The organism is Xanthomonas sacchari, from assembly GCF_024266585.1.
Lineage (GTDB): Bacteria > Pseudomonadota > Gammaproteobacteria > Xanthomonadales > Xanthomonadaceae > Xanthomonas_A > Xanthomonas_A sacchari_C.
Genome location: NZ_CP100647.1, coordinates 2,542,477 through 2,555,713 on the forward strand (window position 1 = coordinate 2,542,477; position 13,237 = coordinate 2,555,713).

Below are 13,237 nucleotides of genomic sequence, written 5' to 3' on the forward strand. Positions count from 1 at the left end.
GCGGGATTCCTCAACCCGCCAGCTTGCCGAAGATGCGGAAGCCGGCCAGCCACACGCCGAGCATGCTGCCCAGGTTGGTCAGCAGGAAGGTCAGTACCACCCGCGAGACGCGGTTGCGGTACCAGCCGCGCAGGTTCTGCGCGTCGTCGCGCAGCGCCAGGAAGTCGCCGTAGGCCGGCTTGCGCATGTGCACTTCGACCAGGGCGCTGAACGCGCCGGCCGGCACGCCGGGGCGGAACGGCTTCAGCGGTGCGGCGATGGCGCCGGCGATCACGCTCAGCGGATGGCCGCCGGCCAGGATGCAGCCCAGCCCGGCCAGGCCGCCGGTGAACAGCACCCACTGCAGCAGCAGGTCGGTGCCCAACGCGAAGCCGCCGTGCCAGTAGCCCCAGGCCACGCCGCCCAGCACCAGTGCGGTCAGGGTCAGGGTGATCCACGGCACCTTCTTCTTGGTCGGCACGTCTTCCAGCGCCTTGCGCAGCGTCGCCGGATCGTCCTGGTCGCCCTGCAGGTGCCGCGCCAGGCCGGCCAGGTGGCCGGCACCGACCACCGCCAGTACCTCGCGCACGCCGGCGCTGCCGTCCAGCGGCTCGGCGGCGCCAGGCAGCGCCAGCGCGCGCTGCTGCGCCTGTTCCTCGCGCAGGCGCGTGGCCATGTAGCGGTCGCGCTCGGCGATGATGGTCTCGTACAGCGCCGGGCTTTCGCTGGCGAAGTCGCCGAAGCTGGCTTCGAGCATGTCGCCCTGCTTGAGCTTCTCGATCTCCGCCTCGCCGACCTCGTCGGAGGCGAACAGGCCGCCGAGCAGGCCGCTGGCCAGCTTCAGCTTGCCGAAGAAGCCGAGCCGGCTGGAGGCGCGCTTGAAGGTCAGGCCGACCTCGCGGTCGACCAGATACACCGGCAGTTGCCGTTCGCGCGCCAGCAGCACCGCGCGCTTGAGCTCGGCGCCGGGCTCGATGCCCAGTTGCTCGGCCAGGCGTCGCTGGTAGGCGGCCAGCGCCAGGTTGGCGGCGAACAGGGCCACGCGGCCCTTGCGGATCACCTGCACCAGGTCCAGCTTGGTCAGCGCGTCGGGATCGGTCAGCGCCTGCAGGCGTTGCGGGTCCAGTTCCACCGCCACCGCGTCGAAGCGGCCGCTGCCGATCGCCCGTTCCACCGCAGCGACGCTGGCCAGGGATACGTGCGCGGTGCCGAGCAGGGTATAGCGGACACCGTCGCGTTCGACGATGCGGTAGGGCTGGCCGTCGAACAGCGCGTCGTCGCCGTCGGCCTGGGAAATTGCGTTCATTCCATCACTCATCGGAGGGCGCCTCGTCGGCGCCGGGGCCCAGTGGGCGTTGCATCTGCAGGGTATCCAGCCAGCGTCCGTGCTTGCGGCCGAGTCCGCGGAACACGCCGACCGGCGCGAAGCCGAAACGCTGGTGCAGGCGGACCGAGGCGTGATTGCCCGGCTCGCCGATCACCGCGATCATCTGCCGGAAGCCGCGCGCCTCGCAGGCGGCGATCAGCGCCTGCAACAGCGCCGAGCCGACGCCGCGGCCGTGCAGCGCGGGAGCGACGTAGACGGTGTCCTCCACGGTCCAGCGATACGCGGCGCGCGGCCGGTAGCTGCTGGCGTAGGCATAGCCGGCCAGGCGCCCGTCGGCGGTGCAGGCGACCAGGTACGGATAGCCGCGCGTGGTCACGTCCTGCATGCGCCGCAGCATCTCGGCTTGGTCCGGCGCCACGTCCTCGTAGGTGTTGACGTGGCGGCGCACCTCGTCGGCGTACAGCGCGGTGATCGCGGGAACGTCGGCGGCCTCGGCCGCACGCAGCTGCAGGTCGTCCAAGGCGGGGCGGCTCAGTCGATGTAGCGCTTCAGCAGGTCGCCGTAGGCGTCGATGCGGCGGTCGCGCAGGAACGGCCAGATCCGCCGCACGTGCTCGCTGCGCTGCAGGTCCACGTCGCACACCAGCACGGTCGGCTCGCTGCCGGCCTCGGCGATGAACTCGCCCTGCGGGCCGAGCACGTGGCTGTTGCCCCAGAACTGGATGCCCGCCGCGCCCAGCGGCGACGGCTCGTGGCCGACCCGGTTGCAGCTGAGCACCGGCACGCCGTTGGCCACGGCATGGCCGCGGTGGCTGAGGATCCAGGCATCGCGCTGGCGTTCCTGCTCGGCCTGTTCGTCGTTGGGGTCCCAGCCGATCGCGGTGGGGTACAGCAGCAGTTCGGCGCCGGCCAGCGCCATCAGCCGCGCCGCTTCCGGGTACCACTGGTCCCAGCACACCAGCACGCCGAGGCGGCCGACCGAGGTCTGGATCGGGGTGAAGCCCAGGTCGCCCGGGGTGAAGTAGAACTTCTCGTAGAAGCCCGGATCGTCCGGGATGTGCATCTTGCGGTACTTGCCCAGCAGGCTGCCGTCCTTCTCGAACACCACCGCGGTGTTGTGGTACAGGCCGGCGGCGCGGCGCTCGAACAGCGAGCCGACCAGGACCACGCCATGGCGCTTGGCCAGCGCGCCCAGGCGCTCGGTGCTGGGGCCGGGAATCGGTTCGGCCAGGTCGAATTCGTCCACCGACTCGTGCTGGCAGAAGTACGCGCCATTGTGCAGTTCCTGCAGCAGCACCAACTGCGCGCCCTGCGCGGCGGCCTCGGCCACACGCGATTCGATCGCTGCCAGGTTCGCCGCGGCGTCGCCGTGGTTGCGCTCCTGGATCAGCGCGACGGAAAGAGTGTTTCGGCTCATTACGGAATCAAGGTTCGCGGTAAACCGGCATGGTAGCGCGGATGGCCGCGCGGCAGGTTCCGGGGAGATGAATCCCGCGCCGCGCATGGCGGCGGCACGGGTGTGGTCGGCGCTGCGCCAGTGGGCGGCGGCGGCGCGGCGGCTCAGTCCGCCAGCAGGCCGGCCGGCAACTGCATGGTGATGCAGTGCAGGCTGCCGTTCTGCCAGATCAGCGCGCGGCACGGGATCGGCACGATCTCGTGCCGCGGGAAGGCCTGCGCTATCACCGCCTGCGCCTGCGCATCGGCCGGGTCGCCGTAGGCCGGCATCAGCACCGCGCCGTTGACGATCAGGAAATTCGCGTAGGACGCGGCCAGGCGCCGGCCCTGGTCGATCACCGGCTGCGCCCACGGCAGCGGGAACAGGCGATAGGGCGCGCCGTCGGCGGTACGCAGCGCGGCCAGCTCCGCGCCCATCGCCTGCAGCTCGGCGTAGTGCGAATCGCCGGCGTCGTCGCAGGCCTGGTAGACGATCGCGTCGGCGCTGGCGAAGCGGGCGAGGGTGTCGATGTGCGCGTCGGTGTCGTCGCCTTCCAGGTAGCCGTGATCCAGCCACAGCACGCGCTGCTGCGCCAGCCACTCGGCCAGGTCGTGGCTGAGCGATTCGCGGCTGCGCTGCGGGTGGCGCTCGTGCAGGCACCGCCAGGTGGTCAGCAGGGTGCCGGCGCCATCGCAGTCGATGGCGCCGCCTTCCAGGGCGAAATCGATGTGGCGCACGTCGCTGTCGGCGAACAGGCCCTGCTCGGCCAGCACGCTCACCAGCTGGTCGTCGCGGCTGGCCTGGAACTTGCCGCCCCAGCCGGTGAAGCGGAAATCCAGCAACTGGAAGCCGCCGCCGGCGCGCGCCAGGGTGATCGGCCCGGAATCGCGCAGCCAGGTGTCGTCGTAGTCGGCCTCGACGAAACGCACCCGCTGCATGTCCACCCGCGCCGAGCGCAGCCGCGCCTCGGCATAGGTCTGCAGGTCGGCATCGGCCACGCAGATCAGCACCCGCTGGAAGCGCACGATCGCCGCGACCAGGGCGATGTAAGTCTCCTCGACCTCGGCCAGGCGCTCGGCCCAGTCGGTGCCGGCATGCGGCCAGGCGATCAGGATGGCGGACTGGGGTTCCCATTCCGCGGGAAGGCGAAGGCGATCAGACATTGCGACGACTACTCAGGTTGTGCCCGGCATCGCGCCAGGGCGTGGCATTCATATCCCGGCACCGGCAGATGCAGGGGCTTTGTGCGGGACCACGGCCGGGCGACCACGACACGGCCGCGCCGGAGCGTCCGGCAGGGGCGCCCGCCAGCGGGCGCGGGACCGGCGTCAGCGGATCGCCGGCTTCGGGCCGATCTCGTTGGAATCGGCCTTGTTGGCGACCACGTCCACCACCTTCTGCTTCTCGAAGTACACGGTGAAGGCGGGATAGACCCAGCGGTTGATGGTCGGCCACTGCCGCTTCTGGCCGCCGCGCGGCTCCAGCCTCTGCTGCGGGGCGCCGTAGCGCGCCTGCACCTGGGCCATGCTCAGGCCGCGCGTCGGCAGCGCCGCGGCGGGTTCCTCCTTGACCCGATCGACCAGCAAGGTCTCGGCGTGGGCGCCGCCGGCCAGGCCCAACACGGCCAGCAGCGGCAGGACGGACAGACGATGCTTCATCAGGTGGACTCCCCAGAGGACGAACGCCGATTACAGCAAACTTCGGCAACAAAAAACCGCCCGAAGGCGGCTTTCGTCGACGACCGGCCACCGCTGCGCGCGGTGCGGCAGGGCAGGCCGGGTCGGATCAGCGCTGGCGCGCCTTGAAACGGGGGTTGGACTTGCAGATCACGAAGACCTTGCCGCGGCGGCGGACCACCTTGCAGTCGCGGTGACGGGCCTTCGCCGACTTCAGGGAGGACAGGACTTTCATGGCACACCTCGGCGTAAACTTGTGGATTCGAAGGAGGGCGGCACGGCCGAAACCATGTCGCGGGATCAGTAAGCCGGCGATTGTAGCCTGGTTTTCTTCATGGTTTCAACTGCTTGCGCCAGCCGGGCCGGCGTCGGCGCTACAATGCGCCGCCCCCGTCCCGAGGAACCGCATGAACGAGCCCGCTCCCGTCCTGACCATCGATGGCCCTTCCGGGGCCGGCAAGGGCACCGTCAGCCGCATCGTCGCCGCCCGCCTGGGCTGGCATTACCTGGATTCGGGGGCGCTGTACCGGGCGGTCGGGGTCGCGGCCAGCTGGGCCAACCTGGACATTTCCGACGCCGCCGCCCTGGTGCGCTGCACCTTCGACACCCGGGTGGACTTCGACGAGGTCGCCGGCGGCGGCCTGCGGGTCCGGATCAATGGCGCCGACGCCACCGACGAGCTGCGCCTGGAGACCACCGGCGCGGTGGCCTCGGCGATCGCCGCCATTCCCGAGGTGCGCGCGGCGCTCAAGCAGCGCCAGCGGGCCTTCCGCACCCCGCCGGGGCTGGTCGCCGACGGTCGCGACATGGGCACGGTGATTTTCCCGGACGCCCCGTACAAGGTGTTCCTGACCGCCAGCGCCGAGGAGCGCGCCCAGCGCCGGCATAAGCAGTTGAAGGAAAAAGGGGTTTCCGTTATATTCGACGACCTGCTGCGCGAGATCATGGCCCGCGACGCACGCGATGCCCAACGCGCGGTGGCGCCGCTGAGGCCGGCAGACGATGCCGTCCTCCTCGATACCACCGGGATGGACATCGACCAGGTGGTGGGCCGCGTCCTGCAGTTGCTGCCGGTCTGAGCAGCGCGCAGGGGCAGGGCAGCAGGGTGGCCTCGTCATGGCGGCCGCCGGTTTCTCGCAACATCCGCAACACCCATGTTCCAGCAATGTGTCAAAGGCTCCGCCGCGCAATTCCGCGCTGCGGTTTTTCCATTCCACACCCGGCCGCTGTTCGGGCCGACTAACCAGGTGGGCAGTCGCTGTTTTCCAGAAGAAAACGCCCTGTCCGTGTGTCCACTAGAGTAATTTCAAATGACCGAATCTTTTGCCGAACTGTTCGAAGCCAGCCAAGCCAACCTGGCCAAGCTGAAGCCCGGCGCCATCGTCACCGGTACCGTCGTGGAAGTCCGCGGCGACGTCGTGGTGATCAACGCCGGCCTGAAGTCCGAAGGCATCGTGCCGATCGAGCAGTTCCGTAACGACGCTGGCGAGATCGACGTCGCCGAAGGCGACCTGGTCAAGGTCGCGCTCGACTCGCTCGAGAACGGCTTCGGCGAGACCGTGCTGTCGCGCGAGAAGGCCAAGCGCGCCATGGTGTGGGACGAGCTGGAAGAAGCGTTGGAGAAGAACGAGACCATCACCGGCCGCATCAGCGGCAAGGTCAAGGGTGGTTTCACCGTGGACATCAAGGATGTCCGCGCGTTCCTGCCCGGTTCGCTGGTGGATGTGCGCCCGGTGCGCGACCCGGCCTACCTGGAAGGCAAGGAACTGGAGTTCAAGCTGATCAAGCTGGACCGCAAGCGCAACAACGTGGTGGTGTCGCGTCGTGCCGTGGTCGAGAGCGAGCACTCGGAAGAGCGCGAGCAGCTGATGGACAAGCTGCAGGAAGGCGCGATCCTGAAGGGCGTGGTCAAGAACCTGACCGACTACGGCGCGTTCGTGGACCTGGGCGGCATCGACGGCCTGCTGCACATCACCGACATGGCCTGGAAGCGCGTGCGCCATCCGTCCGAAGTGGTCAACGTCGGCGACGAGCTGGACGTGCGCGTGCTGAAGTTCGATCGCGAGCGTAACCGCGTCAGCCTCGGCCTGAAGCAGCTGGGCGAGGATCCGTGGGACAACATCGCCCGTCGCTACCCGGCCAACAGCCGCGTGTTCGGCAAGGTCTCCAACGTCACCGACTACGGCGCGTTCGTCGAGATCGAGCCGGGCGTGGAAGGCCTGGTGCACGTGTCCGAGATGGACTGGACCAACAAGAACGTCAACCCGTCCAAGGTCGTGCAGGTCGGCGACGAAGTCGAAGTGATGGTGTTGGACGTGGACGAAGAGCGTCGCCGCATCTCGCTGGGCATGAAGCAGGTCGCCGCCAATCCGTGGGAGACCTTCGCCGCCACCCACAAGAAGAACGACAAGGTGTCCGGCCAGATCAAGTCGATCACCGACTTCGGCATCTTCATCGGTCTGGACGGCGGCATCGACGGCCTGGTGCACCTGTCCGACATCAGCTGGAACACCACCGGCGAAGACATCGTGCGCAACTTCAAGAAGGGCGACACGCTGGAAGCCGTGGTGCTGGCGGTGGACCCGGAGCGCGAGCGCATCAGCCTGGGCGTCAAGCAGCTGGAGCAGGATCCGTTCGGCCAGTACATGGCCGCCAACCCGAAGGGCTCGAAGGTCGAGGGCGTGGTGCGTGAAGTGGACGCCAAGGGCGCCACGATCGACCTGGCCGACGGCATCGAAGGCTACGTCGCCGCGCGCGACATCGCCAACGAGCGCGTCGACGACGCCAGCCAGCACCTGAAGGTCGGCGACAAGATCGAAGCCAAGTTCGTGGGCATGGACCGCAAGGGCCGCACCCTGCAGCTGTCGATCAAGGCCAAGGACGATGCCGAAATGCGCGAAGTGCTGGAGGAATACCAGTCCGCGTCGGGCGGCACCACCCAGCTGGGTGCGCTGCTGCGCGCGCAGCTGAACGGCAACAAGTCCGAGTAATCCGCCACACGCAGCGTTTCTGGCACGGCCCGGTTTCCCGGGCCGTGCCAGGTTGCGGCCCCCACTGCACGAATCCGTAATGACCAAATCCGAGCTGATCGAAATCCTGGCGCGCAAGCAGGCGCATCTGAAGTCGGACGACGTCGATCTGGCGGTGAAGTCGTTGTTGGAAATGATGGGCGGCGCCCTGTCCGGCGGCGATCGCATCGAGATCCGCGGCTTCGGCAGCTTTTCCCTGCATTACCGGCCGCCACGCCTGGGACGCAATCCCAAGACCGGCGAGTCCGTCGCGCTTCCCGGCAAGCACGTGCCGCATTTCAAGCCCGGCAAGGAGCTGCGCGAGCGCGTCAGCGGCGTCGTCCCGGTCGAATCCGATACGCCCTGAGCCCGGCGTCCGGCGCTTGCCGGAATCCACGCCTGTTCGGCTAATCTAGTGTCTCCCGACGCTGGAGTTGCTCATGAAGATTGCACGACTGCTGATTTTGCTGGTGTTGCTGTTGGCCGGCCTGGTCATCGGGTCGCTCAATTCGCAGCCGATCCAGATCAACTTCGTGTTCTCCAGCATTGCCACCACCTCCGGCATCGCCATCATCGTCTCGCTGTTCGCCGGCGTGCTGATCGGCGCCTCGCTGGTCCTGGCGGCCCTGGTGATTCCCCTGTATGCCAAGCTGCGTCGCGCCAACAAGGCCGCGAACGCCGCTGCGCCGGCCGCTGCGCCGGTCTCTCCCCATGCTGCCCACCAGCCCTTGGACGGACGCTGATCTTCGATGGACTTTCTGACCGAGTGGTTCTGGTTCTTCCTGTTCCTGCCGCTGGCGGCGCTGAGCGGCTGGGTGATCGGCCGCCGTGGCGGCCAGCGCCATGGCGACACTCAGGTCAGCCGGCTCTCCAGCACCTATTTCCGCGGCCTCAACTACCTGCTCAACGAGCAGCCGGACAAGGCGATCGAGCTGTTCCTGCACATCGCCGAACTGGACAAGGAAACCTTCGAGACCCAGGTCGCGCTGGGCCACCTGTTCCGCCGCCGCGGTGAGGTCGATCGCGCCATCCGCCTGCACCAGGGCCTGGTCCAGCGCGGCGACCTGAGCGATGCGCAGCGCGTGCAGGCCCTGCTGGCGCTGGGCGAGGACTACATGAAGTCGGGGCTGCTGGACCGCGCCGAAACCGTGTTCACCGAGTTGGCGCAGATCGACCAGCGTGCGCCGCAGGCGCTCAAGCACCTGATCAGCATCTACCAGGCCGAGCGGGACTGGGAAAAGGCCATCGACAACGCCACCCGCTACGAAGAGGTGACCGGCGAGCCGATGGGCAAGCTGATCGCCCAGTTCGAATGCGAGCTGGCCGACCGTTATCGCGCCTCGGGCAAGAACGACCTGGCACGGGCGGCGATCGCGCGCGCCTACCAGGCCGATGCCAAGTCGGTGCGCGCCGGCATCCTGGAAGGGCGCATCGACGTCGACGACGGCAACGACGAGGCCGCCATCCGCGCCTTCGAGCGTGCCGCGCGCCATGACCCGGACTACCTGCCGGAGATCATGCCGGCGCTGATGGAGTGCTATCGCCGCGGCAACGATCTCAGCGGCGCGCGCGCGTTCCTGTCGGAAATGACCGAGCACTACCGCGGCATCGCCCCGGTGTTGGCGCTGACCCGCCTGATGGAGTCGCAGGAAGGCATCTCCGCCGCGCGCTCCTACCTGGGCCGGCAACTCAAGGACCGCCCGTCGGTACGCGGCGAGTCCGCGCTGATTGACCTGACCCTGGCCGAGGGCGCCGACTCCACCGCGACCCTGCAGGACCTCAAGCACATCACCGACCAGTTGCTGGTGCGCAACCCCAGCTACCGCTGCACGCGCTGCGGTTTCGGCGCGCGCACCCACCACTGGCAATGCCCCAGTTGCAAGGAGTGGGGCACGGTCAAGCCTCTGCTCAACTACGCGGTGGTGTAGTGCCCATCGCAGGAGCCGCGCTGCTCTTGGCGCTCGGGGCAGTCAGTGCGGCCGGCACCTGGCTGTCGCGCCGCTACGCACTCAAACGCAAGCTGATGGACGCGCCCGGCGAGCGGCGCAGCCACACCGTGGCGACGCCGCGTGGCGGCGGCGTGGCGATCGTGGCGGCGGTCCTGTTGGGCTTCGGCTGGGCGGCGCTGCAGTGGCCGCAACACGGCACCGGCATCGCTACCGTCGCGGCCGGCCTGCTGCTGGTGGCCGGCATCGGCTGGTGGGACGACCACCGGTCGCTGTCTGCGGGGCTCCGATTGCTGGTGCATGTGGTGGCGGCGACCCTGCTGGCTGCACTTGTCTACAAAACGAACCAGCCGCTGTGGGTGGTCGCGTTGGTAGGGTTGGCGACGGTCTCGTTGATCAATATCTGGAATTTCATGGATGGCATCAATGGTCTGGCCAGCAGCCAGGCGATGCTGGCCGCCCTGGGATTGGCGTGGTTGCTGCCGGCGCCGCTGCGCTGGCCATGCTGGGTATTGCTGGTGGCGTGCGCGGGATTTCTGCCGTTCAACTACCCCCGGGCACGCATTTTCCTCGGCGATGTCGGCAGCGGCGCACTCGGCTACCTGATCGCCGCGTTGTTCGCCTGGTGCATCGTCGTCGGAGGGCAGGCGCCCTGGCTGCCGGCACTGCCGCTGTCGGCCTTCGCCATCGACGCCGGCTTCACGCTCGCCGCGCGCATGCTCGCCGGCGAACGCTGGTGGCAACCACACACGCAACATTTTTATCAGCGTTGGGTACACACCGGCAGCAGCCATACTGTCGTGACGCTCGCCTACGGTCTATTCAGCATTGTCGCGATTACAATTGCGCGGCTGGGCAGGCCCCTGGACGTGAGCGCGCAGGCGGGTCTGACGCTCGCCTGGTTCTGTGCGGCAGGTGTGCTTTGGCTGGCTTTGCGCAAGCGGATGCGCCGAACTCTCATGGATCACTGAATGCTCTCCACGCGCGACCGAGTCACCGAGTTGTTTCCCAAGGCCTCCGTGGTCGTCCACGATCTGGCCATCGTCTGGGTCTGCTGGCAACTGCTGCACGCGGCGCGCTACACCATGCTCCCCGGCGAGCATCCGCTGCCGTTGTGGAACCTCAACACCGCCATCGTGCTGGTGGCGCAGGGGCTGGTGTTCTGGAAGGTCGGCCTGTACCGCGGGCTGTGGCGCTTTGCCAGCGTTCCCGACCTGCTCAATATCTTCAAGGCCAGCTTCTATGGCCTGGTGGCAATCGTGCTGGGGCTGGCCTACAGCCGCTTCGATGCGATCCCGCTGTCGGTGCTGATGGTGTATCCGTTCGCGCTGTCGGCGCTGCTGGGCGCGCCGCGCCTGCTGTACCGCGCCTGGAAGGATTACCAGATCGCGCATTCGGACGACACCGCGCGGCGCGTGCTGATCGTCGGCGCCGGCCGCGCGGCCGAGGCGCTGGTGCGCGACCTGCGCCGTTCCGGCGCCTACCACCCGGTCGGCTTCGTCGACGACGCCGGCCATCTGCACGGTGCCAAGCTGCAGGGTCTGCCGATCCTCGGCCGCATCGACGAAGCTGGCGCGATCGCCAAGGAGACCGCGGCCAAGTTGCTGGTCATCGCGATCCCGTCGCTGGACGCGGCCGGCATGCAGCGGGTGGTGGCGATCTGCGAAAGCACCGGCCTGCCGTTCCGCACCGTGCCACGCCTGCTCGACGTGCTCGAGGGCCACTACCTGCCGGGCGAGCTCAAGGAGGTCGCGATCGAGGACCTGCTCGGGCGCAAGCCGGTGACGCCGGACTGGAAGCTGATCAAGGGCTGGCTGTCCGGGCGTACAGTGCTGGTCACCGGCGCCGGCGGTTCGATCGGCTCGGAGTTGTGCCGGCAGTGCGCGCGTCACGGCGCGCGCAAGATCGTGCTGCTGGAGATCAACGAACTGTCGCTGATCACCATCCATGCCGACCTGCACCGCACTTTCCCCGATCTGGAGATCGAGTGCGTGTTGGGCGACTGCGGCGATCCGGCGGTGATTCGCCACGCCATGCAGGTGGCCGAGCCGGACGCGGTGTTCCATGCCGCCGCCTACAAGCAGGTGCCGTTGCTGGAACAGCAGTGCCGCGAAGCGGTGCGCAACAACGTGCTGGCCACCGAGAACGTGGCGCGTGCCTGTGTCGCGGCCAAGGTCTCGACCTTCGTGTTCATTTCCACCGACAAGGCGGTCAATCCGGTCAACCTGCTCGGCGCGTCCAAGCGTTACGCCGAAATGGTGTGCCAGTCGCTGGACGACCAGGCGGTGAGCACGCGCTTCGTGACCGTGCGCTTCGGCAACGTGCTGGATTCGGCAGGCAGCGTGGTGCCGTTGTTCCGCGAGCAGATCCGCCAGGGCGGCCCGGTGACGGTCACCGATCCGCAGGTGACGCGCTACTTCATGACCATTCCCGAAGCCAGCCAACTGATCGTGCAGGCGGCGGCTTCCGCGTCGCATGGCGCCATCTACACCCTGGACATGGGCGAGCCGGTGCCGATCCGCCTGCTCGCCGAACAGATGATCCGCCTGGCGGGCAAGCAGCCGGGGCGCGACATCGCCATCGTCTATACCGGCCTGCGCCCCGGCGAGAAACTGCACGAGACCCTGTTCTACGCCGACGAGAACTACCGGCCCACCTCGCATCCGAAGATTCTGGAGGCGGGCGTGCGCAGTTTCTCGCGCGAGGATGTGCTGCGCGGCGTGCAGCAGTTGCGCGCCGCGGTGGCCGACTACGACAGCGACACCATCGAGAAGGTGTTGCGCATGACCATGCCGGAGTTCGCGCCCTTGCGTCAGCAAGACGGTCACGACGGCTCCGCTACAATCGTTCCATTCCCCGCACGCGAGGCCAGAAGGCTCTGATGAGCAAGAGAATCCGCAAGGCAGTATTCCCGGTCGCAGGTTTGGGTACCCGCTTCCTTCCCGCTACCAAGACCGTTCCCAAGGAAATGCTGCCGATCATCGATCGGCCGTTGATCCAGTACGCGGTGGACGAGGCGATCGAAGCCGGGTGCGACACCCTGATCTTTGTCACCAACCGCTACAAGCACGCGGTCGCGGATTATTTCGACAAGGCCTACGAACTGGAGCAGAAGCTGGAGCGCGCCGGCAAGCACGAACAGCTGGAGATGATCCGCCACGTGCTGCCCGACGGCGTGCGCGCGATCTTCGTGACCCAGGCCGAAGCGCTGGGCCTGGGCCATGCGGTGCTGTGCGCCAAGTCGGTGATCGGCGACGAGCCGTTCGCGGTGCTGCTGCCGGACGACCTGATCTGGAACCGCGGCGACGGCGCGCTGAAGCAGATGGCCGATCTGAACGAGCGCAGCGGCGCCAGCGTGATCGCCGTGGAAGACGTGCCGCACGAGAACACCGCCAGCTACGGCATCGTGGCGACCGATGCCTTCGACGGCCGCAAGGGCCGCATCGCGCAGATCGTGGAGAAGCCCAAGCCGGAAGACGCGCCGAGCGACCTGGCGGTAGTGGGGCGCTACGTGCTCAGCCCGAAGATCTTTGAACTGCTGGAAAGCACCGGCACCGGTGCCGGCGGCGAGATCCAGCTGACCGACGCCATCGCCGCGCTGCTGAAGAGCGAGGAGGTGGACGCCTACCGCTTCGAGGGCACCCGCTTCGACTGCGGTACCCACCTGGGCCTGGTCGAGGCGACTATCCGCTTCGCGCTGGAGAACAAGAAGCTGGCCAAGCCGGCGCGCGAAAAGCTGAGCCAGATGCTCGCCGAGGAGTGAGCCTGGCGCCGCGCGCCGCTGCAGGGCGGCGCGCTGGTTGAGTGTTGATGCAGTGGCTTTAAACAATTGATTCGACCGATAGGTCGAATGACACACAAAAAAGG

At 67.9% G+C, this 13,237-nt stretch carries 14 protein-coding genes; 8 read left to right on the forward strand and 6 right to left on the reverse strand.

Annotated features, from left to right (window positions below):
• Positions 1-10: 10 nt before the first annotated feature.
• From NKJ47_RS10420 to ykgO, 6 genes are all read right to left on the reverse strand, one after another.
• On the reverse strand, positions 11-1,297 hold the full coding sequence (locus NKJ47_RS10420; RefSeq protein ID WP_429002405.1) for a TraB/GumN family protein: 1,287 nt from the start codon (positions 1,295-1,297) through the stop codon (positions 11-13).
• Positions 1,290-1,826: a GNAT family N-acetyltransferase gene (locus NKJ47_RS10425; RefSeq protein ID WP_254457859.1), complete on the reverse strand. Its 537-nt coding sequence runs from the start codon at positions 1,824-1,826 to the stop codon at positions 1,290-1,292. The genes NKJ47_RS10420 and NKJ47_RS10425 overlap by 8 nt, the downstream gene beginning before the upstream one ends.
• Before the next feature lie 11 nt (positions 1,827-1,837).
• Positions 1,838-2,722 carry a carbon-nitrogen hydrolase gene (locus tag NKJ47_RS10430; RefSeq protein WP_254457860.1) on the reverse strand — a complete coding sequence of 295 codons (885 nt, stop codon included), beginning with the start codon at positions 2,720-2,722 and terminating at the stop codon, positions 1,838-1,840.
• A 143-nt stretch (positions 2,723-2,865) separates the two neighbouring features.
• On the reverse strand, positions 2,866-3,903 hold the full coding sequence (locus NKJ47_RS10435; RefSeq protein WP_254457861.1) for an agmatine deiminase family protein: 1,038 nt from the start codon (positions 3,901-3,903) through the stop codon (positions 2,866-2,868).
• A 165-nt stretch (positions 3,904-4,068) separates the two neighbouring features.
• Positions 4,069-4,398, reverse strand: coding sequence for a hypothetical protein (locus NKJ47_RS10440; protein ID WP_254457862.1), 330 nt, complete (start codon positions 4,396-4,398; stop codon positions 4,069-4,071).
• Positions 4,399-4,525: 127 nt separating this feature from the next.
• Entirely contained in the window at positions 4,526-4,651 is a 126-nt protein-coding gene (gene ykgO / locus NKJ47_RS10445; protein WP_010342887.1) for a type B 50S ribosomal protein L36, read from the reverse strand.
• Positions 4,652-4,823: 172 nt separating this feature from the next.
• Between ykgO and cmk the strand changes: the two genes are divergently transcribed.
• The 8 genes from cmk to galU all read left to right on the forward strand — a co-directional run bounded on the left by cmk (position 4,824) and on the right by galU (position 13,133).
• Positions 4,824-5,495, forward strand: a complete 672-nt coding sequence (cmk, locus tag NKJ47_RS10450; RefSeq protein WP_017913728.1) for a (d)CMP kinase — start codon at positions 4,824-4,826, stop codon at positions 5,493-5,495.
• 231 nt (positions 5,496-5,726) lie between these two features.
• Positions 5,727-7,406: a 30S ribosomal protein S1 gene (gene rpsA, locus NKJ47_RS10455; protein WP_010342889.1), complete on the forward strand. Its 1,680-nt coding sequence runs from the start codon at positions 5,727-5,729 to the stop codon at positions 7,404-7,406.
• 79 nt (positions 7,407-7,485) lie between these two features.
• The gene (locus NKJ47_RS10460) at positions 7,486-7,791 is read left to right on the forward strand and encodes an integration host factor subunit beta (RefSeq protein WP_010342890.1); all 306 of its coding nucleotides are present in this window, start codon (positions 7,486-7,488) and stop codon (positions 7,789-7,791) included.
• Positions 7,792-7,864: 73 nt separating this feature from the next.
• Positions 7,865-8,167: a lipopolysaccharide assembly protein LapA domain-containing protein gene (locus tag NKJ47_RS10465; RefSeq protein WP_254457863.1), complete on the forward strand. Its 303-nt coding sequence runs from the start codon at positions 7,865-7,867 to the stop codon at positions 8,165-8,167.
• A gap of 6 nt (positions 8,168-8,173) precedes the next feature.
• Positions 8,174-9,352: a lipopolysaccharide assembly protein LapB gene (gene lapB, locus NKJ47_RS10470; RefSeq protein ID WP_254457864.1), complete on the forward strand. Its 1,179-nt coding sequence runs from the start codon at positions 8,174-8,176 to the stop codon at positions 9,350-9,352.
• Positions 9,352-10,341: an MraY family glycosyltransferase gene (locus tag NKJ47_RS10475; protein WP_254457865.1), complete on the forward strand. Its 990-nt coding sequence runs from the start codon at positions 9,352-9,354 to the stop codon at positions 10,339-10,341. Before lapB ends, NKJ47_RS10475 begins: the two co-directional genes overlap by 1 nt.
• The gene (locus NKJ47_RS10480; protein ID WP_254457866.1) at positions 10,342-12,252 is read left to right on the forward strand and encodes a polysaccharide biosynthesis protein; all 1,911 of its coding nucleotides are present in this window, start codon (positions 10,342-10,344) and stop codon (positions 12,250-12,252) included. It abuts the gene before it with no gap.
• The gene (gene galU, locus NKJ47_RS10485; protein WP_254457867.1) at positions 12,252-13,133 is read left to right on the forward strand and encodes a UTP--glucose-1-phosphate uridylyltransferase GalU; all 882 of its coding nucleotides are present in this window, start codon (positions 12,252-12,254) and stop codon (positions 13,131-13,133) included. Before NKJ47_RS10480 ends, galU begins: the two co-directional genes overlap by 1 nt.
• The last annotated feature ends 104 nt before the right edge of the window (positions 13,134-13,237 follow it).

What these genes read in the sequence shown, in the direction of transcription:
- rpsA (WP_010342889.1), top strand. Translation starts at nt 5,727, where the DNA reads ATGACCGAATCTTTTGCCGAACTGTTCGAAGCCAGCCAAGCCAACCTG.
- NKJ47_RS10460 (WP_010342890.1), top strand. Translation starts at nt 7,486, where the DNA reads ATGACCAAATCCGAGCTGATCGAAATCCTGGCGCGCAAGCAGGCGCAT.
- NKJ47_RS10420 (WP_429002405.1), bottom strand. Translation starts at nt 1,297, where the DNA reads ATGAGTGATGGAATGAACGCAATTTCCCAGGCCGACGGCGACGACGCG.
- NKJ47_RS10480 (WP_254457866.1), top strand. Translation starts at nt 10,342, where the DNA reads ATGCTCTCCACGCGCGACCGAGTCACCGAGTTGTTTCCCAAGGCCTCC.
- NKJ47_RS10440 (WP_254457862.1), bottom strand. Translation starts at nt 4,398, where the DNA reads ATGAAGCATCGTCTGTCCGTCCTGCCGCTGCTGGCCGTGTTGGGCCTG.
- NKJ47_RS10465 (WP_254457863.1), top strand. Translation starts at nt 7,865, where the DNA reads ATGAAGATTGCACGACTGCTGATTTTGCTGGTGTTGCTGTTGGCCGGC.
- lapB (WP_254457864.1), top strand. Translation starts at nt 8,174, where the DNA reads ATGGACTTTCTGACCGAGTGGTTCTGGTTCTTCCTGTTCCTGCCGCTG.
- ykgO (WP_010342887.1), bottom strand. Translation starts at nt 4,651, where the DNA reads ATGAAAGTCCTGTCCTCCCTGAAGTCGGCGAAGGCCCGTCACCGCGAC.
- galU (WP_254457867.1), top strand. Translation starts at nt 12,252, where the DNA reads ATGAGCAAGAGAATCCGCAAGGCAGTATTCCCGGTCGCAGGTTTGGGT.
- NKJ47_RS10430 (WP_254457860.1), bottom strand. Translation starts at nt 2,722, where the DNA reads ATGAGCCGAAACACTCTTTCCGTCGCGCTGATCCAGGAGCGCAACCAC.
- NKJ47_RS10435 (WP_254457861.1), bottom strand. Translation starts at nt 3,903, where the DNA reads ATGTCTGATCGCCTTCGCCTTCCCGCGGAATGGGAACCCCAGTCCGCC.
- cmk (WP_017913728.1), top strand. Translation starts at nt 4,824, where the DNA reads ATGAACGAGCCCGCTCCCGTCCTGACCATCGATGGCCCTTCCGGGGCC.